Annotated in this window: 25 protein-coding genes; 11 read left to right on the top strand and 14 right to left on the bottom strand. The window is 52.6% G+C overall.

What is annotated here, in order from left to right; all coding sequences use genetic code 11:
- The first annotated feature begins 127 nt into the window (after nt 1-127).
- Nucleotides 128-352, top strand: coding sequence for a PspC domain-containing protein (locus ACI48J_RS05440; RefSeq protein WP_009676275.1), 225 nt, complete (start codon nt 128-130; stop codon nt 350-352).
- A 93-nt stretch (nt 353-445) separates the two neighbouring features.
- Here ACI48J_RS05440 and ACI48J_RS05435 read toward each other — a convergent pair whose 3' ends face one another.
- Nucleotides 446-709, bottom strand: coding sequence for a YuiB family protein (locus ACI48J_RS05435; RefSeq protein ID WP_009676274.1), 264 nt, complete (start codon nt 707-709; stop codon nt 446-448).
- A 192-nt stretch (nt 710-901) separates the two neighbouring features.
- Here ACI48J_RS05435 and hemQ point away from each other — a divergent pair, with 192 nt between their 5' ends.
- Nucleotides 902-1648 carry a hydrogen peroxide-dependent heme synthase gene (gene hemQ, locus ACI48J_RS05430; RefSeq protein WP_405082055.1) on the top strand — a complete coding sequence of 249 codons (747 nt, stop codon included), beginning with the start codon at nt 902-904 and terminating at the stop codon, nt 1646-1648.
- Nucleotides 1649-1767: 119 nt separating this feature from the next.
- On the opposite strand, the gene ACI48J_RS05425 is transcribed toward hemQ, so the two are convergent.
- Complete coding sequence (locus ACI48J_RS05425) at nt 1768-2046, bottom strand: hypothetical protein (protein WP_009676256.1); 279 nt, start codon at nt 2044-2046, stop codon at nt 1768-1770.
- 121 nt (nt 2047-2167) lie between these two features.
- Nucleotides 2168-3361 carry an NAD(P)/FAD-dependent oxidoreductase gene (locus tag ACI48J_RS05420; RefSeq protein ID WP_326054119.1) on the bottom strand — a complete coding sequence of 398 codons (1194 nt, stop codon included), beginning with the start codon at nt 3359-3361 and terminating at the stop codon, nt 2168-2170.
- 467 nt (nt 3362-3828) lie between these two features.
- On the opposite strand from ACI48J_RS05420, the gene ACI48J_RS05415 reads away from it, so the two are divergent.
- A complete protein-coding gene (locus ACI48J_RS05415; RefSeq protein WP_405083182.1) occupies nt 3829-4764 on the top strand; it encodes an NAD(P)/FAD-dependent oxidoreductase in 936 nt (311 codons plus the stop codon).
- 101 nt (nt 4765-4865) lie between these two features.
- On the top strand, nt 4866-5120 hold the full coding sequence (locus tag ACI48J_RS05410; RefSeq protein WP_405082053.1) for a hypothetical protein: 255 nt from the start codon (nt 4866-4868) through the stop codon (nt 5118-5120).
- Between the two features lie 40 nt (nt 5121-5160).
- Here the strand turns inward: ACI48J_RS05410 and sda are convergent, their stop codons facing one another.
- The gene (sda, locus tag ACI48J_RS05405) at nt 5161-5316 is read right to left on the bottom strand and encodes a sporulation histidine kinase inhibitor Sda (protein WP_009676266.1); all 156 of its coding nucleotides are present in this window, start codon (nt 5314-5316) and stop codon (nt 5161-5163) included.
- A gap of 441 nt (nt 5317-5757) precedes the next feature.
- Here sda and ACI48J_RS05400 point away from each other — a divergent pair, with 441 nt between their 5' ends.
- A complete protein-coding gene (locus tag ACI48J_RS05400; RefSeq protein ID WP_009676280.1) occupies nt 5758-5919 on the top strand; it encodes a hypothetical protein in 162 nt (53 codons plus the stop codon).
- A gap of 93 nt (nt 5920-6012) precedes the next feature.
- On the top strand, nt 6013-6438 hold the full coding sequence (gene mscL, locus ACI48J_RS05395) for a large-conductance mechanosensitive channel protein MscL (protein ID WP_326054193.1): 426 nt from the start codon (nt 6013-6015) through the stop codon (nt 6436-6438).
- Between the two features lie 187 nt (nt 6439-6625).
- Here the strand turns inward: mscL and erpA are convergent, their stop codons facing one another.
- Nucleotides 6626-6985: an iron-sulfur cluster insertion protein ErpA gene (gene erpA / locus ACI48J_RS05390; protein ID WP_170318715.1), complete on the bottom strand. Its 360-nt coding sequence runs from the start codon at nt 6983-6985 to the stop codon at nt 6626-6628.
- A 101-nt stretch (nt 6986-7086) separates the two neighbouring features.
- Nucleotides 7087-7290: an aspartyl-phosphate phosphatase Spo0E family protein gene (locus ACI48J_RS05385; protein ID WP_016423556.1), complete on the bottom strand. Its 204-nt coding sequence runs from the start codon at nt 7288-7290 to the stop codon at nt 7087-7089.
- Nucleotides 7291-7660: 370 nt separating this feature from the next.
- Here ACI48J_RS05385 and mqnE point away from each other — a divergent pair, with 370 nt between their 5' ends.
- Together mqnE and ACI48J_RS05375 are read left to right on the top strand one after the other, a co-directional pair.
- Nucleotides 7661-8764: an aminofutalosine synthase MqnE gene (gene mqnE, locus ACI48J_RS05380; RefSeq protein WP_405082052.1), complete on the top strand. Its 1104-nt coding sequence runs from the start codon at nt 7661-7663 to the stop codon at nt 8762-8764.
- 80 nt (nt 8765-8844) lie between these two features.
- Nucleotides 8845-9909, top strand: coding sequence for an NAD(P)/FAD-dependent oxidoreductase (locus ACI48J_RS05375; protein WP_326054127.1), 1065 nt, complete (start codon nt 8845-8847; stop codon nt 9907-9909).
- Nucleotides 9910-9963: 54 nt separating this feature from the next.
- On the opposite strand, the gene ACI48J_RS05370 is transcribed toward ACI48J_RS05375, so the two are convergent.
- Both ACI48J_RS05370 and ACI48J_RS05365 read right to left on the bottom strand, forming a co-directional pair.
- Nucleotides 9964-10218 carry a YuzB family protein gene (locus ACI48J_RS05370; protein WP_405082051.1) on the bottom strand — a complete coding sequence of 85 codons (255 nt, stop codon included), beginning with the start codon at nt 10216-10218 and terminating at the stop codon, nt 9964-9966.
- A gap of 88 nt (nt 10219-10306) precedes the next feature.
- The gene (locus ACI48J_RS05365) at nt 10307-10552 is read right to left on the bottom strand and encodes a hypothetical protein (protein ID WP_326054129.1); all 246 of its coding nucleotides are present in this window, start codon (nt 10550-10552) and stop codon (nt 10307-10309) included.
- 204 nt (nt 10553-10756) lie between these two features.
- Between ACI48J_RS05365 and ACI48J_RS05360 the strand changes: the two genes are divergently transcribed.
- Nucleotides 10757-11005, top strand: a complete 249-nt coding sequence (locus ACI48J_RS05360) for a NifU family protein (protein ID WP_009673094.1) — start codon at nt 10757-10759, stop codon at nt 11003-11005.
- A 64-nt stretch (nt 11006-11069) separates the two neighbouring features.
- Here the strand turns inward: ACI48J_RS05360 and ACI48J_RS05355 are convergent, their stop codons facing one another.
- From ACI48J_RS05355 to ACI48J_RS05340, 4 genes are all read right to left on the bottom strand, one after another.
- Nucleotides 11070-11858, bottom strand: coding sequence for an SDR family oxidoreductase (locus tag ACI48J_RS05355; RefSeq protein WP_405082049.1), 789 nt, complete (start codon nt 11856-11858; stop codon nt 11070-11072).
- Nucleotides 11767-12588 carry a Cthe_2314 family HEPN domain-containing protein gene (locus ACI48J_RS05350; protein WP_405082048.1) on the bottom strand — a complete coding sequence of 274 codons (822 nt, stop codon included), beginning with the start codon at nt 12586-12588 and terminating at the stop codon, nt 11767-11769. The genes ACI48J_RS05355 and ACI48J_RS05350 overlap by 92 nt, the downstream gene beginning before the upstream one ends.
- Before the next feature lie 321 nt (nt 12589-12909).
- Nucleotides 12910-13941, bottom strand: coding sequence for a COX15/CtaA family protein (locus ACI48J_RS05345; protein ID WP_405082047.1), 1032 nt, complete (start codon nt 13939-13941; stop codon nt 12910-12912).
- Between the two features lie 298 nt (nt 13942-14239).
- Nucleotides 14240-14584, bottom strand: a complete 345-nt coding sequence (locus ACI48J_RS05340; protein ID WP_405082046.1) for a thioredoxin family protein — start codon at nt 14582-14584, stop codon at nt 14240-14242.
- A gap of 216 nt (nt 14585-14800) precedes the next feature.
- On the opposite strand from ACI48J_RS05340, the gene ACI48J_RS05335 reads away from it, so the two are divergent.
- Nucleotides 14801-15643, top strand: a complete 843-nt coding sequence (locus ACI48J_RS05335; protein ID WP_405082044.1) for an SPFH domain-containing protein — start codon at nt 14801-14803, stop codon at nt 15641-15643.
- 8 nt (nt 15644-15651) lie between these two features.
- Nucleotides 15652-15849, top strand: a complete 198-nt coding sequence (locus ACI48J_RS05330) for a hypothetical protein (RefSeq protein ID WP_405082043.1) — start codon at nt 15652-15654, stop codon at nt 15847-15849.
- A 113-nt stretch (nt 15850-15962) separates the two neighbouring features.
- Here ACI48J_RS05330 and ACI48J_RS05325 read toward each other — a convergent pair whose 3' ends face one another.
- Nucleotides 15963-16445 (bottom strand): GNAT family N-acetyltransferase, encoded by a 483-nt coding sequence (locus tag ACI48J_RS05325; RefSeq protein WP_405082042.1) that lies wholly within the window; start codon nt 16443-16445, stop codon nt 15963-15965.
- Between the two features lie 143 nt (nt 16446-16588).
- Nucleotides 16589-18163: a copper amine oxidase N-terminal domain-containing protein gene (locus ACI48J_RS05320; RefSeq protein ID WP_405082041.1), complete on the bottom strand. Its 1575-nt coding sequence runs from the start codon at nt 18161-18163 to the stop codon at nt 16589-16591.
- Nucleotides 18164-18187 lie beyond the last annotated feature (24 nt).

Raw genomic sequence — 18187 nt, 5'->3', positions numbered from 1 at the left:
CTTAGGGCCGTTTTGGCTCTCCACCCGATCCGGTAAGATAAAGACATGAAATACGGAAACGGCGCAAGACAAACGAGCCGGACCGGTTCCGGACAACTAATCGACAAATCAAAGGAGAGATTCAATCATGAATAAACTTTTCCGTTCCAGAACTGACCGTAAGCTTACCGGACTTTGCGGAGGCCTTGCCCAATTGCTGGGCGTAGACGCTACCATCGTCCGCCTGATCGCCGTAATCGGAGCCGTGTTCAGCTTCGGCACCTTCACTCTGATTTACATCGTCGCTTCCCTGCTCGTACCCAAAGAGCCTTACGCGGGCTACGGCTACCACGATTCTTACCACACGTACTAATCGGCTGTGGAAGCCGCAAACGGATATCCCTTATAATTAAGAAAGCCCGGAGCTGATGCTCCGGGCTTTTTCTGGCTGTCTTTACAGCGTGTTCTAGAACATTTTGAAGCCTTTGATTCTCAGCGTGCGGATCGTCGTGCCGCTAACGACGGCCCCTATGAGTCCGCCGATGACCGGCGCGATATCCACCGCTGTAATCGATGTCATTTTGTCGCTGTAATAGAAGCTCAGCCCGATGATCAGCGCCACAAACGCATAGACCGGAAACCAGGTCGTTTTCATCAGCATATTTAGAATAAACCCGAGTCCAAAAAACAGCACGAACATCAGGACGATAACGATGACCAACTGAATCAAAATCGGTCCACTCCTTTTACGCATTCTTCTCTCTATTATAAAGCAATTTCCACAGTCAGGTAAAGTGTCCACATCATGAACATTGAGCGCACGACACCGTTTGTTCATTTGCCTTTTGAAAGCGGAGCCGATACAATGAGAAAGATTGGTAAGACCCGATTTCCCTAGATTAAAGGAGGGTTTCCGTTTCTTATGAGTGAAGCCATCGAAACATTAGAAGGTTGGTACGCCCTGCACGATTTCCGCCGCATGGACTGGAATGCCTGGAAAGAAGCGTCTCCGGAAGAGCGCAAGCGCGCGGAGGACGAGCTTCGTTCGTTTATCGGCGAGTGGGCAACAATTGAAGATAATAAAGAAGGAAGCACGGCTCTGTACAGCATCGTAGGCCAGAAGGCCGATATTCTGTTCATGCAGCTCCGCGAAACGCTCGAAGAGCTGAACGATCTGGAGACCGCCTTCAACAAATCGGCATTCGCCAAATACACAGTCCCGGTCTACTCCTATGTATCGGTCGTCGAGCTGAGCAGCTACATGGCCAAGCCGGGCTCCGATCCGATGGAAAATCCCGAAGTGGTCGCACGCTTGAAGCCGGCACTGCCTAAAGCGAAGCACATCTGCTTCTATCCGATGAACAAACGCCGTCAAGGCAGCGACAACTGGTACATGCTCGATCTCGAATCGCGCAAAGCCATGATGCGCAGCCACGGCATGATCGGCCGCAGCTACGCGGGCAAAGTCAAACAGATCATCACCGGCTCCGTCGGCTTTGATCTGTGGGAATGGGGCGTCACGCTGTTCGCCGACGACGCGCTGCAGTTCAAGAAGCTCGTGTACGAAATGCGCTTCGATGAAGTAAGCGCACGCTACGGCGAGTTCGGCGACTTCTACGTCGGCAACCTGCTCGACAGTGACCGCCTCGGCCGTCTGCTGGACGTATAGCCCGCCCCGCGGCAAGCAAAAAAGCCTGAACGTTTCCCTTAGGGAAGACGTTCAGGCTTTTTTGCGCCGGCGGACGGAGCGCGCCTTCTCCGCCAGGGGGCGACGCGAGGCGGCTCTCCTTAGTCCTCGTCGTCTTCCTCCGCGATCCGCTTCATTTCGGCTTCCATCTCCGCCTTGCGGCGCAAATAGTCCTCCGTGTCGCGGTCACGCTGGCGGCTCTTCTCCTTGAGCCGTTCTATCGCCGGGAGGATAAGAATGTCGATCTCCTTCTGAACGACGGCCACGTGACCGTATTCCTTCTGATTCTCCAGATAGTGGCCGACTTCGATCAGCGCATTGTAGCGGTCCAGCTCGCTGCGGGTCAAAAGCCCGCGTACTTGCACACTGCAGTGTCTCATTTCGTATGTACACCTCCCCCGGCTGCCTTATCCGTTCAGCAAAAAAAGCCGCTCCGGCACGCCCTCTGCGGACGGTTGCCGGTGGCGGCTTCGGTCTGGATCATCCTATCCGGAAAGCCGGTTAGCGCAGTTTTCCTTTGCGGACCACGAGCGGAAGACCGCCAATCGTATACAGGTAGCGCATATCGATGACTTTCTTCATTAGAGCCGCCGTACCGCCCTTCATTTTCTTCGTGCCGACAATGCCGATGGCTTCGCCCTTGCCCAGGGAAGCTACCGTGCCGCGGTTGACGAACGCGAATTCCTTCAATGCGTTGCCGCGGATGGAAGCCACGAGGTTCAACGCGCAGTTCTCCCCCTGCTGGGTCGCGATTTGTGCCGTCGGCGGGTAAGGTTTTCCTTCGGGATTCATCACGAGGGAGCAGTCGCCCGTTACGAAAATATTGTCGTAACCCGGCGCGCGCAGGAATTCATCGACTTTGATGCGGCCGCGCATCGTTTCGAAGCCCGCATCCTCCAGGAGATGATTGCCGCGGATTCCTCCCGTCCAGATGACGGTGCCCGCTTTGATGAATTCGTCCCCTGCGATGAGGACGCCTTCCGGAGTGCATTCCTTGATCGCGGTGGCGATTTTGAACGTGACGCCTTTATCGGTGAGCAGGCGCATCGCATACTCCACCAGCTCCGGATCGAAACCGGGCAAAGCCGTCGGAGCCGCTTCGATATTATAAATGTGGACAAGCGCCGGGTCCACGTCGAACTCTTTGCACAGCTCGGGGATACGGTCCGCCAGTTCCCCGACGAATTCAATGCCGGAGAAACCGGCGCCGCCTACGACGAAAGTCAGCAGCTCTTTGCGGTCCGGCTCCTGTTTGAACCTGGCGAACTGGTATTCGATATGTTCGCGGATATGACGAACGCTGTTAATGCTGCGGATCGTCATCGCATATTCTTTTAAACCCGGGATTCCGAACGTTTCCGGCTCGCCGCCGAGGCCGATAACCAGATAATCGTAGGACAGGGTGCCGTCTTCGAGGATGACCTTCTTCTCCCCCGGACGGATTTGAACTACGGTCGATTTCACGAAGTCCACTTTGAATTCATCGATCAGTGAGGAAATATTGACGCGTGCGTTATCAGGTTTATCCGTTCCGGCTGCGGGCATATGCAGATGGGTCGTAATATAATGATAATCATGCTTGTTCACCAGCGTTACGTCCGCTTCGTTATAATTTAACAGTTTCTGAAGACGTAAAGATGTTACAACACCACCGTAGCCAGCGCCCAATATGACTATCCTTGGGACTCTACTCATTGGTTCTCTCTCACTTCCATACTTTTTTAAGGGCTTGCATTGTGAAAATTAACACATATCTCCTTACGGATATGCCCGTGAAAATGTTTCTCTCTCTATCCTTCGAGCCAGGCAAATTCGCCATTTTTCACGGAAATGCAGCACCAATCTCATGCAATCATATAATGTGCCCTGTTAAATAGCAAGGGTCAATTTCCTCAAAAACGAAGGTTTTTCAACCATTAATTTCCACTGTTTAGAGGGGAAGCTAGTCCCAAATTAACGCCTTTGGAAGAGCCTTTCGGAAGGATTGTCAACCGGTTTGGTCGGCTTTATACATCTATTTGGTTTATTTCCGCATTTCGGGCGTTTATAATGGAGCAGAAAGCAATGTGCAGAACAGTGGAGGTGTCCGAGTAGTGAGTGAAACCGAAATTCAGCACGACCAAGTGAAAGATCTGATCATCATCGGGGGCGGACCGGCCGGTATGTTCGCCGCGTTTTACGGGGGAATGCGTCAGGCTTCCGTTACGTTAATCGAAAGTATGCCTCAACTGGGCGGGCAGCTTGCCGCTCTGTATCCCGAGAAGCATATATACGATGTGGCGGGATTTCCGAAAGTGACCGCGCAGGAGCTTGTGAACAGCCTCGCCGTCCAGATGAATCACTTTCCGATTCACGTTTGTCTGGAAGAGAAAGTTCTGCAGGTGGTCAAGAAAGAGGAGCGCCTGTTCGAGGTTATCACGGATAAGGAATCTCATTTCGGCAAGGCGGTTATCATTACCGGAGGCGTCGGCGCCTTCGAACCGCGCCGTCTGGAACTGCCGGATGCTGCCCGGTACGAGAAAACGAATCTGCACTATTTCGTCAGCGATTTGAACTCGTTCGCCGGCCAGAAGGTTCTTATCAGCGGGGGAGGCGACTCCGCCGTCGACTGGTCGCTCATGCTGGAGCCGATCGCCGAGCAGGTTACGCTCATTCACCGCCGGGATAAATTCCGCGCCCATGAGCACAGCGTGGAGAAGCTGATGAATTCCCGCGTCAACGTCGTCACGCCGACCGAAATCACCAATTTGGAGGGTGACGACGCGATCCGCAAAGTTACCCTGAAGCACGTCAAGACCGGCGAAGAAACGGTGCTCGACGTAGATGCCGTCATCGTTAATTTCGGTTTCGTTTCTTCATTGGGTCCGATCGCGGAGTGGGGGCTTCAGATCGAGAACGGCTCCATCGTCGTCGATTCGCGGATGGAAACGAACGTACCCGGCATCTTCGCGGCAGGGGACATCACCACGTACCCGGGCAAGCTGAAGCTGATTGCCGTGGGCTTCGGAGAAGCGCCCACCGCCGTCAACAACGCGAAAGTTTATCTGGACCCGTCCGCCAAACTTTCACCGGGACACAGCAGCAACATGAAGTTCTGATCCACGAGTCGCAGGCGGACTCTTACAAATGAAAATAAAGCACGAAGGGCATTCTAACTTTGACGCCGCGAACCCGCGAGCCGATCGAGGAGGAATGCCTTTTGTCTACTTTCTGCACCGTCTGCAACGGAATGGACGTGCTTATCGCCGTCTGTCCGCACTGCGGTAGCGGCAGCGCGTCCGACTGCGGACGGGTTAACGATTATTTAGGCCCCTACTCTCCTTACCGGCCGATCGAAGATATCTCCATGACCAACGGATACCCGGATGTCGCGCGGAGCGAATGCCTGCATATGCTTTATTGCGAGGCATGCGGCGCAAGCTCGGTGCTGCCCGTTTCCGAGAGCTTCACTTGATCTTCAATCCTCTATATTGACCGGCGGACAAAAAAAGAAGCTACGCAAGCGCAGCTTCATCGCTATGATAAGCTTCCAGCACAATATGTCTCCGGTTAATTTCGCCTAGCAGTAGATCGACAAATTCCGATTCCAGTTCAAGGTCAAGGGCTTTGAAATACGATTCAACGAGGGTCTCGTCGCTAATCTGTCTCATACCAACCACCTTTCCTCCTTAACTTGTCATTATATTACCATGTGCCAAAAATTAGAACAATCGTTCTGTTATCCACAATCCCATGTGCATATCTTGTGGGTAATTTGTGAATAGACTCTAATATTGGCGAGTTTTGTAGGTGGATGATGTGGACAAAGTTATACACACCTTTTTTTACTTGACCGTGATAAAAACAAATAATCGGAACTTGTCCCTTCATCAACAGAATTCATGAAGCTTCATTTGCGGATTTATTTAAATCTCCGCGCCGATTTCCCATATAACGGGAATAATCCGACTCCTTTCGCATATATTGAACGTAGTTGTCGTCCCTGCTCCCTTTTGGGACCTGTAAATTTCACAGGATGGACGATCTCATTTAACGTAGATTTAATACTGGCCGTTTATACTGGGTTCAGTAAGCGAAAGGAGAAGTGAGTCATGATCGTCTACGACATCGTAGTCAACGGAGAAGTGAAAGAGACCATCCGGCCGCAGAAGCTCCGTTTGAAGGAACTGTATGCGTACATGCTGGAACAGTCCAAGCAGATGAAGATGAAGTACGGGGAAAACACGCGCGTTCTCAAGCGCATTCTCTATTAATTGCATATTGATTCCCTGATGCCCCCTCTGATAGACTAGGAGGGTAAAAGGGAGGCTGTATTGGACTTGGAAAATCAACCTAAAAAAATTCAAATCATCGGCGAATTCAAAAAGTTTATTATGCGCGGCAACGTTGTGGACCTTGCGGTCGGCGTTATCATAGGGGCCGCTTTCAATAAAATCGTGACCTCGCTCGTCAACGATATCCTTATGCCCCCGATCGGTCTGCTGCTCGGCAAGATGGATTTCAAGAATTTAAAATTTCCTCTGTCAGGCGGCGTCACGATCAATTACGGAGCTTTTATCAATAACATCATCGATTTTCTCATCGTATCGGCCGTCATTTTCCTGATGATCCGCCAGATGAACAAGCTGCGCAGAAAAGAAGAACCTCAAGAGGAAGTCAAGTCCGAGCCGACGAAGGAGTGCCCTTACTGCATTTCGGAAATCGCCGCGAAGGCAACCCGCTGTCCTCGCTGTACATCGGTGCTTGAACCGGAAGCTCTGCCCCAATCATAGGGCCGGTTCGCTCTGCTTTCATTCCACATCTTAAACTATTGAATTCCACAAAAGAAACCTGCTAGATGGCAGCCTTTCGGGCGCGCATCTCGCAGGTTTTTATTTTTCCGGGCTCTTATGCTCCCTGAAACAAAAGAAAAGAACCGCAGGGACGTAAACCGCGCTGGGGTTCTCTCTCTTAACCGGCTTAGTCGTCGCACTTCTCCGCTTTGCCCTCTTCGCCTTTCACCTTGAAGGAAGCGCCGCAGCCGCAAGATGCTACCGCATTCGGATTGTCGATGGTGAAACCTCCGCCCATGCCCGCATCTTTATAGTCAATCTCGACGCCATACAGGTATTTCGCGCTTTCCGGGTCCACGACCACTTTCAAGCCGCTGAAATCCAGAACCTTATCTTCTTCCTTCTGGTCGTTGTCGAAACCCATACCGTACGAAAAACCGCTGCATCCGCCTTCTTTGACACCGACGCGCAGAAAAAGATCCGGTGTTTCCTCGGCCGCGAGCATTTCCTTGATTTTGTCCGTTGCCTCTTCACTGATCTTGATCAGACTCATATAAATAAACCTCCTTGTACGGAGCGGCCTTAATCCAGCGCCCGACTCCTGAAAGCAGTCTTTTAGTAATCCACTTATCTTCCTATAGTATACTCCTATTCAAGCTTCGTCTCAAGAGGTGACTCTCCCCGCTCCAGCTGGTAGTACCGCAGTATAAGTTTGTCTAGTCTTCTGCTGTCGTGCTGTACACTCGGGTGCAGGAATCCGTATTTCATCCCGTTCTCTACCATCTGGGACCGCAGCTGCTCGATTCTGACGTCAAGCTTCTGTCTGCATTCCCACTCCTCCGATTGCTGCATATGTACCTACCATCCTATCCAAAAAAAGATCACCATTTCAGTGTACATCAAACCCCGAAGGATAATAAAGACCTTTTTACCAGTTTTTGTCCGGGTCTGCGAATATATTTACCGCAAACCGGTACAGGGGCGGCAGTCCAGGCCACCCTGGAAGAGCTGCAAGCTTTATCCTTATTGCCCCTTTGGGATGACAGGTTTATAATAGGAGGGATGAAACCGGACTTTTATCGCTTTTTTTAGTATGGAATCCTGCAGCCGACGTTATACGGTTGACGGGATTGCTTCTTTGTAGAGGTTCACTTGATTTTGAACGTACGGTGAAAAATTTACACAGGATGGATTCAAAAGATCCGACGGGGAGGGTATACTAGTGAATGTCATTATAGACAGTCCTGACCGCCGCATGGCGGAAATTGCAGAAAAGGTTGAAAACGGAGAACGTCTTTCGCGGGAGGACGGCCTGTTTTTGTACCAATCGGACGATTTGTTGACCATTGGTCAATTAGCCAATAAGGTCAACCTGCGCAAGAACGGCAAAAACGTGTATTTTGTACAAAACATGAGTTTGTATTTTACAAACGTATGCGAAGAACACTGCGCGTTTTGCCATTTCCGCAGAGACGAGGGCGAGGCAGGCTCCTACACGCTGACGCCTTCCGAGATGCTGACGTATATCTCCGAAAATTTCCACCCGGATATTCGCGAGTTTCACATCAGCCAGGGTCACAATCCGCATGTTCCGTTCCACTATTACGTGGACGCCCTGCGTACCCTGAAACAGCATTATCCGCAAGTATCGATCAAAGCCCATACGGCGGCCGAAATCGACTTCTTCGCGCGGATCAGCGGACTCAGCTACAAAGAAGTGCTCCGCACCCTGATGGATGTGGGTCTCGATACGCTGCCCGGCGGCGGAGCCGAGATTTTGACCGAGCGCTACCGCAAGAAGATGCGAGTCGAGAAAGCCGACACGAATCAGTGGCTGGATGTCCATCGTTCGGCTCACGAGCTCGGCATGAAGACGCATGCGACGATGCTTTACGGCTCGATCGAGACGCTTGAAGAGCGTATCGAGCACATGGCTCTGCTGCGCGATCTGCAGGATGAAACCGACGGATTCCTCGTGTTCATCCCGAATTCGATCCAGCCGGCCAGCGCGAGCGCGGGTATCCGCCGCCGCGTGCCTGCCGTCGACGAGCTCAAAACGATTGCGATCAGCCGTTTGATGCTCGACAATTTCCCGCATATCAAAGCCTATTTTATTAACATGGGCATCAAAGTGACTCAGCTTGCGTTCCAATTCGGCGCATCTGACGCTCACGGAACCATTGTGAAGGAACGCATTTCCCACGCCGCGGGCGCTCAATCGCCGGACGGAGTCACGAAAGAAGATCTGGTCTGGCTGATTAAGGGAGCGGGACGAGTTCCGGTTGAACGGGATACCTTCTACAATGTGGTTCAAACCTACAACTAATTGGGGTAAGAACCTTTTAGAAGCCTTTGACACAAAATGATGCAACGAACAAAAGCCATGGCAGAAGGGATTCATGTAACATGAACAAGTTTGTTATTCTGGGAGGCGGTTATGGCGGCATTACCATAGCCACGGAGCTTCTGGAAAAAGAAATACCCGACAACTGGACGGTCACGATGGTCGACCGTTCGCCTTTTCAAGGGCTGAAGACGGAATACTACGCGCTGGCTGCCGGTACGGCCGCCGAGACGGAACTTCGCGTTGCCTATCCGAACGATCCCAGATTATCGCTTAAATACGGAGAGGTTACGGAAGTGAACCTGGAAACGAAACAGGTGATCTTTGCCGACAAAGAACCGCTCGACTACGATTACCTTGTGATCGGCCTCGGCTGTGTGGACAATTTCCACGGCATTCCGGGCGCGCAGGAGTTTTCCAACGGCATTCAGACCTTCTCGCAGACCCGCATCACGTATCAGCGTGTCAATGACGTCGTTCCTTACGGTCAGGTTACCATCGTCGGCGGCGGCCTGAGCGGAGTGGAAATGGCGGCGGAGCTTCGCGAAAGCCGGCAGGATATCAATATCCGTATCCTGGACCGCGGCGCAAGCATTCTGTCCTCCTTCCCTACCAAGGCGAAAGAATTCGTACGCGACTGGATGCTCGATCACGACATCGAAATGCGTTCCCACGTCTCTCTGAAAAGACTGGAAGGCGGCGATCTCTACAACGAAGAAGAGATCATCCGTACGGACGCCACAATCTGGACGGCCGGCATCAAGCCGAGTCCGATCGTCGAACAGCTCGCCGTGGACAAAGATCCCTCCGGACGCGTCCTGCTGAACGAGTTCCATCAGATCCCGTCCCACCCGAACGTGTTCGTCGTCGGCGACTGCGCCAGCCTGCCGTTCTCCCCGAGCGCCCAGGCGGCCGAATCGCAGGGCAAACAGATCGTCGAGGTTATGCAGGCTCTGTGGAAGAACGAAACGCCTAAGCTAGGCCAGATCAAGCTCAAAGGGGTTCTCGGATCCCTCGGCAAGAAGACAGGCTTCGGCCTGATGGGCAAGAAAACCGTTATGACAGGCATGGTTCCGCGTGTCCTGAAAAACGGAGTCCTGTGGATGTCCAAACACCACTGGGGCTAGAAAAGCAAAAAAAGCCCGGTTTGCAGACATTGTGCAGACCGGGCTTTTTGTTATTCAGTCGCCGAACAGATCGTACATCTCTTCGACTTCCTTTATTTTTTTGGAAATTTCGTCAAGCAGCTTGTCGGCTGTCTCCGCCGCTACGATTTCACCGTTCACCATGGCAAAAGGAAAAAGGTAACATTCCCCGCAGTTTCCCAGACATCCGTATTCGATGACATCGTAATCCGGATTGTCCTCCAGCTTCTTCATGACGGCATCCGTACCGTGATGCATATTGCTTGCGCAAAACTCAATGATAGGTCTCATATTTGATCTCCACCTGTTTCACAAACTATCTGTATTGTAACACATCCGGGGAGATTTGAGCACAGGATCACGGACGGACGGCACGCCATTATCTTCCCCTCGTATACTCCGGTCTGAAATACAGGCTCCGCATAATGTCGGTGATCGAGTCCTGAACGTCGAACGCATCGGCCACAACGCCGCTTCCGCTGCAGCGCACACAAGCCGTCTTCCCGCTTCCTCCGCAGGACGTGCAGATTCCCCGGTCTCCCAGGCTTCCTTCACCCGAACAGCTTTGGCACTCCGTCTCCCCATCTCCATAACAGTGGAAGCAATCGTTATTCTCGTTCATCATGACTCAATCCTCTCTGTTTTGAATGTTATAACACAGTTCTCGTTTTATATGATTTGTATTATATAACATATGCCGAAGAATAAGAAGTGTTTTTTTGAAAAAAAATAAATGGCCGGCCCGAACGTCCGGCCGCCCCTTTCTATGCGGGGGATATTTTTTTTTCCCGAAATGTACTATAATAAAATAAGAAAGGAGTCGATTGAAATGACTGAAAATACCCAAAGTGCAACCATGTATGATGAAGTACTTGAGGTTCTAGATAAGCTTCGCCCGTTCCTGCAGCGTGATGGCGGTGACGTTGAACTGGTGGACGTGGAAGACGGTATCGTAAAACTGAAGCTGATGGGTGCATGCGGAAGCTGCCCGAGCTCCACGATTACGCTGAAAGCCGGTATCGAGCGTGCGCTTGTCGAAGAAGTAGAAGGCGTTGTCGAGGTTGTTCAAGTATTCTAATAAAAAAGACCGGCCCCACGGGCCGGTCTTTTTTTATGGGTTATGAGCGCGAAGCGTGCTCCGCTTATCTGCCCTGCTTCAGCATCGGCAGCGTCTGGATCGGATCGAGGCCGCCGTTCACTTCCATGATGTTCCCCGTCAGGAAATCCGACTTCGGGTCGCACAGGAAGGACAACACCCGGGCGACATCCTCGCCCGTGCCGGGCCTGCCCCGCGGCGTTTCATCGTCGGTGCAGTTCTCCACTTCCTCGATCCGCTTCTCCTTATTGGCTCCGCGGATATCGCCCGGACAGATCATGTTCACGGTGATCCCGTGGGCCGCTTCTTCTTCGGCCAGTGTCTTCGTGAACGAAACCAGCCCCACCTTGGCGGCCGCATAGACGGCCCTGTGGGGCCAAGCACGCGCTTCGGCGGCATGGCCGAAGCCGAAGTGGATGATGCGGCCCCAGCGCTTGCGCCGCATGTGGGGCAGCAGCGCATGATCCAGCTGGATCACGCCTAGCAGGTTGCCGCGGATGAGATAATCAATCTCATCGCGCGTATAATCCGCGAACAGCCTCCGTTCGCGGATGAAAGGGCCGGCGTTGTTGACGAGCACGTCGACGCCGCCCATCGTTTCCCCCACCGTCTCCGCGATGCGCTCGATATCCTCGCCGCGGGAGACGTCGCCTTGAATCGCGGCGGCGCGGACGCCCGTATTCTGGATGTGCCTGACCAGGTCGTGCGCTTCCTCTTCACTATGTACATAATTAATAACGATATCATACCCTTGATTGGCCAGCGTTAGCGCCGCCATTTTGCCGAGCCCTTTCGCGCTGCCCGTGATGAGAGCCGTTCTGCGTACCTCCGCCATGATTCTCCTCCCCGTTTTCCCCTGTGCTGCCCCTGGATATATACTGGAACACGAGATCCATCGTGATGCAAACCATCTCGTATCCGCGGTCCATCTGCGCCAGATTATCCGCGATATTCTCCACTTGGATACGGTCGCCCAAATAGGAGTGGGACAGCATCAGATCATCCAGCATCTCTACATTCACGTAGTGAATTTCCATATTCCGCTGGTTGCGAAGAACCTGGAGCGGCTGTTTGGCTTCTGTTTTCAGTTCGTACAGTTTTTGCTGCATGGCGGGATGAACCCCGCTCTCTCTCATTTTACGCAATACGGTAAAAAAGGAAAAGTGCGTTTTGAGGGTCTCCGTCTTGAGATCGAACAAATCGTTCAAAAAATACCCCAGCTTATCCAGCACCGAAAAAAGACGGATAAGGGCGTTTTTATAAAAATAAACATACCGCCTGTAATCGTCCAGCTCCTCGGGCTGCATTTCATCGAGATAAGATTTCTTGACACGCTCGGCAAAACGGCCGGCGCAGTATTTGCTTTCCTCCAGCTCATCCAAGGCATCGAGAAACCCTTGGGACCATACATACAGTCTATGCAGCTTTTTGGGGCTGTAGGAGGGCGAAGAATGTCGGCTTTGCTGAAGGACGTTCAAATAACGCTTGATCGAAGTGAAAGCTTGTTCCAGCCGCTCGTCGGAGCGCTCGCCGCGTTTCGTCTCGTTGAAAATCGTTCTTAGCATGGCTTTCACTCATTTCCTTATTTTTTTCAGTATGAGCTCCGTCTCCGCGATCCATACATTCAGGTTAGGCCGGGCCGGAGCTTCCTATGAAGAGGGAAGAGGCCTCTCCTTCCGGGGCGTCTACTTTTGAATTACCCTAAATGAGCCCTTTTCGAAAAACGGGAGTCGTCAGCGTCCCGAATATATTCGCGGCAAAAAGAAAAACGGCTGCCCTTCACATTCGTGAAAAGCAGCGCGTTTTCCTCTAATTGAATGCGGCGTGGAACCAACCGCAAGTTCTCGGGTCTAAGGGACGCCGGAGATTAGCCAGGCCCGCGAAAGTCATTCCGTTACGGCTTCCTTTCGGTTAACGGGAGCCTTCCCCTGTTTCGGACTTTCCTGCTTGCTGAGCGGCTGCCCGGCGCCCAGAGGTACGCGCGCATTCAGCATCACGACGCACAGGTAGCTGATCCATCCGAACAAGGCGCAGATCAGAACCGCGTGGATCATGCCGGTGAACAAGAAAGCGGTATCGTGTCCCAAGGACCAGGTAACGGTAGCTCCGCTGAAAATTTGAGCGATCAGGAAGCCCAGCACCCAGCCCGCGCCTTTGTACACATTTTCAAGATGGCTGTATTTCTTGCGTGCGATCAGGAACAAAGAGAGTCCGAAGATGAACATAATCACGGCCGCGATGCGGTGGGCGAATACGATTCCGGTGGCTCCCGTCAGTTCCGGGACGACCTGTCCGTTACAGAGCGGCCATCCGATGCAGCCTCCCGAAGACTCCGTATGCCGGACAAAAGCGCCCACATACACGACGATGTAGCAGTAGACGCCGACAAACCAGACGAATCCGCGGAAGCCGCGGCCGATCGGAGCGGCATCTTTCGGCAGCGCCGGTGTGCGGCCGTCCGCCGTGCGGGCGACGGAAACCGTGTAGTTTCCCCATTTCGTGAACGTCAGCCAGAGCAGCAGCGTCATCGCGAAAGCAAGCAGCGAAAGGCCGAAATGAAGCGCCATAACGGCGGAAGACTGCGAAAAGACAACGGCCAGAGCGCCCATAATCGCCTGCAGCACGGTGAAGAAGCCCGCACCCGCTACGAAATATTTCGCGTCCTTACGGCTGACCGTTTTGAAAACAAGAATAAATGTGGCGAGCAGCAGCAGACCCACAAGGCCCGTCACCGCCCGGTGACTGTATTCGATAACGGATGAGATCGTATAGGCCGGGATGAACTTGCCGTTGCAGAGCGGCCATTCGTTACCGCAGCCCAAACCCGAATCCGTTTTGGTTACGAGCGCGCCCATAATCACGATCAGGAACATGCCGATCATGGTCAGAAAGGACAACCGCTTCGTTAATTTATACATACCATGCACCTACTTCTCTATAATCAATAAGGCTATTTTTGCAAGAGATTTGGCCGCCAGACAGCAGCAATGCCGCTTGTATTCATTATAGCTACTATTCGGGGCCAATTCCATTCGCAAATGTTACAAAGCCTTGAAAGAAGCGGCTGGCATGCGGCCCATCATTAGGGAGTCCCTAATGACCGCAAATTATGCAGAAAGACGCGGCTGGCAGCGGTATACAAGAAAAACAGCCGTTCCCGAAGGAACGGCTGTTTTTCTGTTACTTAAAAGAGAGCGGAGCTTCCGAGTGCCTGTATTACTTGGCCAGCGCGTTGCCCACTTCGATCGCACGGTCCAGGAACTGCTCGATCTCTTCACGCGTTTTGCGCAGCTTGCTGACAAAACGGATCAGCTCCTGCCCGCCGCGGAAGGCGATAAAGCTCGGAATGCCCAGAATATTCAAATCCTCGCAGAGATCGGGCACTTCGTCCCGGTCCAGCTCGATGAACGTGATGCGCCCGGCATACGCCTTCTCCAGATCCGGCATAAAAGGCTCGATATAATGGCAGTCTTTACACCAGGTTGCTTTAAAAACGGCAACGGTCACTTCGGATTTCTCTACCGCCGCCCGGAAATCTTGTTCATTGTGGACTTTTTCCATGGGGGTCACCTCGAATAGAATCGTCCGGCCTTCATTCCCGACCGGCTTCATCGGAATCTGATCAACTTGTTTATCTTATAGCATGCTCCTTCGGGCCTGTCAATAACAGCAAAATACCATCTATCCGACCATTTACAGACATTGTAAAAAGTGATATCATATAAATATCAAAACGATATTTCAAATGTTCCGAATGTCTAAAAGGAGATGAACGTGATGACCGAACGTCATGTATGGAAAATCAACGGATTTGTCGGCCTGCTTGCTATGGTCGTATTTATCGGAGCAGGTATTTACTGCCTGACCGAGGAGCTGATTATCCCTGCCGTACTGCTGTTTGTGCTGGCAGGCGTAGTACTCAGCTCGTTTACCGTCGTACAGCCGAACCAGGGGATGGTCGTCAATTTCTTCGGCCGCTACAGCGGCACAATCCGCGACAGCGGCTTCTGGGTAACGATCCCTTTCAGCGAGCGCAAAAAAATGTCGCTGCGTGTCCGCAACTTCAACAGCGCACGGCTGAAGGTCAACGATGTGGACGGCAATCCCATTGAAATTGCGGCCGTCGTCGTTTTTCGCGTAGTCGATACGGCCAAAGCCAAGTTCGAAGTCGATAATTACCAGGCATTCGTGGAAATTCAAAGCGAGACCGCCCTTCGTCATGTCGCTTCCAAATACCCGTACGACTCATATGCCGGAGAAGCCTACTCTCTGCGCGCCAACAGCGAAGAGGTTGCCAAGGAACTCACCCTCGAGCTGCAAAGCCGCCTCAGCGTAGCCGGCGTTGAAGTAATGGAATCCAGGCTGACTCACCTGGCCTACTCCACCGAGATCGCAAGCGCCATGCTCCAGCGCCAGCAGGCCTCCGCCATCATATCCGCACGCGAGAAGATCGTAGAAGGCGCGGTCAGCATGGTGCAGATGGCAATCGCCCGCCTTCAGGCGGAAGGCGTCGTCGAGCTGGATGAAGAGCGCAAAGCCGCGATGATCAACAACCTGCTCGTAGCGGTTGTCTCCGACAGGTCCGCCCAGCCTGTCATCAACTCCAGCTCCATTTACTAAGCTGACGCATGGCTGTTAAGAAGAACTTTCCGCTGCGGCTCGATCCGAAGCTCCATCAAGCCTTGGAGCGCTGGGCATCCGACGAGTTCCGCAGCGTCAACGGGCACATCGAATTTCTGCTCCGGGAGGCGCTGGTGCGTGCAGGCAGAATGCCGGGCCACGCACCGGCGCCGCCTCCGGACGGGAAATTGGAGAATGAGAACTGAGGCGAGAGGCGACACAAGCCTCCCTCCCGCCATAAGAGAGCCGATACTCCCCCTCGGGGATATCGGCTCTACCTTTTTAAGGCCACGCGTGAGCTGCACTGCTGCTCTTTCTCTCAAACGTCACGGCTTAATTCTTTCTTCATCTTAAAGTTAACCAGCTTAATCCCTCTGCGTTCCACGCTTTGCTCCCGAACCGACCGGAACCCGTGATGTTCGAAAAATGGTTTCGCCGTGATACTCGCGTCCGTTTCCAGTTCGGTAAACCTCCGTTTTTTTGCCTCGTATTCAAGAACGTTCATTAAAGCTGAAGCTACTCCCTGTCTTTGAAAACCCTTATCCACGTACAATCTGTCCACATATCCGTTTACGGTCATATCCGAAAAGCCCACAATCTTGCCATCGTTTAGAGCGACATACGAGATATTGCGGCTCATCGAATCCTTCCAGGATTCCAATCTGAGTTCCTCTTCCTCTTGGGATGCCCATGCATGAAGCTGCTCTTGGGTATAATCTTTCTTATTCACGGAATGAACGGTTTCATAAAACAACGAGACGATGGCGCGAATATCCGATACCTGAAATTTTCTGATTTCCATTTTATCTCCTCTTTGCCATCTTTGTAGGATTATCGCCGTATGCATCCGGCTTTAACCCATTGCGGGCAAAAAAAAGAGCGGACTGTATTACAGCCCGCTCCCTGCTCATGCTATTCGGCTTCCGCCTTCAATTTCTGCCGTAATTATTGACGCGTAATGATAACAGCATCCTGCTTGCTGTCCCATTTCGCTTCCCCGCCCAGCGCTTCGGCCAGGAATCTCAACGGAACGCTGGTGTAATCCCCGTGAAGCTCGACAGCCTGCTCCAGTGTCACCGGTTTACCGTCGACAAGCGCTTCGGCGCTGCCGAGCGTAAACACGATCGTATGGCCGCCGAGGTCGTCCGTTACCGTAATTTGCTTCGTTTCCCCGTCCCATTTCACTTTCGCGTCAAGCATATTCGCTACGTGCGTCACCGGCGCCATGGAAACGTCGCCTTTGCGGTAGCCCCCAAAACCGAACAAACTCATGTCTTCATCGTCCAGCGGCAGCGTGAAGGAACGCTTTGTAATCTGGAGATCCTCTTTGAGCAGCTTGTAAATCGAGGAATTTTTATCCACCGATTTCAGGAAGCTTCCGAGAGAAGGAACCGATTCCGGATCAGCCGCATCGAAGACGAAACGGTCTCCTTCGGCTTTGACAGGGCTGATCGTGACGGGCTGATTAATATTCCATCTTTCTCCGGCCATGCTCAGTTTGATCCCTTTCAATCCCGTTTCGGCTTCCGGAAGCGGAATGGTAATTCCCGCGCTGCTTTTACGGATTTGCTGGGAGCTGTCCACATACAAGTCCACGTTTACGGACGAGCGGTCGCTCAGAATGTCGCGGATCGGCTCATTGCCGGGACCGTTCACCAGCTTGTCGGTCGTTTCGTCATAGCTTGCCAGAACATCCTTCAGACCGGTTTGTACGGCGGTATACATCGTTTCGACCGCTAGCGTTTTGTTGGACAGATAAGCATCCAGCAGCTTGTTCTCCTCGCCCGATTGTGCGGCGGCTTCTTTGGCGATCGGTCCGAATACGTCGAATACGGTCCCGAGGAATTCCTTCAGGCCTTTCTCGTCGGCGGCGATGTTCTGCAGGAAGGTTTTGACCAGACCGAGCGCTTCGCTGCCTTTAATTTCGGCATGAAGTTTTTGCAGGGAAACCGTCTCATTGTTCACTTTCTCCGAAACGGACGTAACCCCGATCGTCTTCGGATTCGGCGCATGGCCGATGAAGAACGACGCAAGCGTCGGAAGTTTGTCTTCGAGCACCTTCTGAAGCTCCTGGATGCTCTTCTCGCCCGGTACAAGTAAGCCTCCGTTAAGAGGACCTGTCTGCGCGTTGCGAATGTAAATCGGCTTGCTTACGCCTTCGATGCGGATAATAATATCTTCGTTCTGAAGGGACAGCTCGAAAGGGATGCTTCCCTTGCCGTATGTAAATTCACCTTTCATCGATGCGTTCCGGGGATCCTGGATCTTCTCCTCCGTAAACTTGATCGTCACTTCTTTGAACAGGCCTACCAGTTTCTGCGCCTCGGGCGGCAAACCGGCCAGATCTCCCGTCAGAAGTTCAAACTTCAGTGACTCCTGCGACTCCGCCGATTTGACGGCGTACTGGTTGACCAGCGCCTTATTCACATCAAGACCTCCCACGGATTCGCAGCCCGTAAGGACGATCATGAGCGCGCCTGTACCCCCGCACACAACCTTCTTCCAATTATTCACTTTCATTTTCCGGCTCCTTTCCAGCTCCCA

This window comes from Paenibacillus chitinolyticus (assembly GCF_045038035.1).
GTDB lineage: Bacteria > Bacillota > Bacilli > Paenibacillales > NBRC-103111 > Paenibacillus_F > Paenibacillus_F chitinolyticus_A.
Note: the sequence above shows the minus strand (reverse complement) of the source record. Positions and strands in the feature narration are given on the sequence as shown.

Bases quoted from the DNA above. Each gene is read 5' to 3' on its own strand.
- ACI48J_RS05365 (WP_326054129.1), bottom strand. From the start codon at position 10,552: ATGATGAACGAGAATAACGATTGCTTCCACTGTTATGGAGATGGGGAG.
- ACI48J_RS05355 (WP_405082049.1), bottom strand. From the start codon at position 11,858: ATGGCGGAGGTACGCAGAACGGCTCTCATCACGGGCAGCGCGAAAGGG.
- ACI48J_RS05325 (WP_405082042.1), bottom strand. From the start codon at position 16,445: ATGGAAATCAGAAAATTTCAGGTATCGGATATTCGCGCCATCGTCTCG.
- ACI48J_RS05345 (WP_405082047.1), bottom strand. From the start codon at position 13,941: ATGTATAAATTAACGAAGCGGTTGTCCTTTCTGACCATGATCGGCATG.
- ACI48J_RS05330 (WP_405082043.1), top strand. From the start codon at position 15,652: ATGGCTGTTAAGAAGAACTTTCCGCTGCGGCTCGATCCGAAGCTCCAT.
- ACI48J_RS05320 (WP_405082041.1), bottom strand. From the start codon at position 18,163: ATGAAAGTGAATAATTGGAAGAAGGTTGTGTGCGGGGGTACAGGCGCG.
- ACI48J_RS05375 (WP_326054127.1), top strand. From the start codon at position 8,845: ATGAACAAGTTTGTTATTCTGGGAGGCGGTTATGGCGGCATTACCATA.
- sda (WP_009676266.1), bottom strand. From the start codon at position 5,316: ATGAGACAGATTAGCGACGAGACCCTCGTTGAATCGTATTTCAAAGCC.
- ACI48J_RS05415 (WP_405083182.1), top strand. From the start codon at position 3,829: ATGTTCGCCGCGTTTTACGGGGGAATGCGTCAGGCTTCCGTTACGTTA.
- ACI48J_RS05385 (WP_016423556.1), bottom strand. From the start codon at position 7,290: ATGCAGCAATCGGAGGAGTGGGAATGCAGACAGAAGCTTGACGTCAGA.
- ACI48J_RS05440 (WP_009676275.1), top strand. From the start codon at position 128: ATGAATAAACTTTTCCGTTCCAGAACTGACCGTAAGCTTACCGGACTT.
- ACI48J_RS05340 (WP_405082046.1), bottom strand. From the start codon at position 14,584: ATGGAAAAAGTCCACAATGAACAAGATTTCCGGGCGGCGGTAGAGAAA.
- ACI48J_RS05335 (WP_405082044.1), top strand. From the start codon at position 14,801: ATGACCGAACGTCATGTATGGAAAATCAACGGATTTGTCGGCCTGCTT.
- ACI48J_RS05350 (WP_405082048.1), bottom strand. From the start codon at position 12,588: ATGCTAAGAACGATTTTCAACGAGACGAAACGCGGCGAGCGCTCCGAC.
- ACI48J_RS05400 (WP_009676280.1), top strand. From the start codon at position 5,758: ATGATCGTCTACGACATCGTAGTCAACGGAGAAGTGAAAGAGACCATC.
- ACI48J_RS05370 (WP_405082051.1), bottom strand. From the start codon at position 10,218: ATGAGACCTATCATTGAGTTTTGCGCAAGCAATATGCATCACGGTACG.
- ACI48J_RS05425 (WP_009676256.1), bottom strand. From the start codon at position 2,046: ATGAGACACTGCAGTGTGCAAGTACGCGGGCTTTTGACCCGCAGCGAG.
- ACI48J_RS05420 (WP_326054119.1), bottom strand. From the start codon at position 3,361: ATGAGTAGAGTCCCAAGGATAGTCATATTGGGCGCTGGCTACGGTGGT.
- hemQ (WP_405082055.1), top strand. From the start codon at position 902: ATGAGTGAAGCCATCGAAACATTAGAAGGTTGGTACGCCCTGCACGAT.
- ACI48J_RS05360 (WP_009673094.1), top strand. From the start codon at position 10,757: ATGACTGAAAATACCCAAAGTGCAACCATGTATGATGAAGTACTTGAG.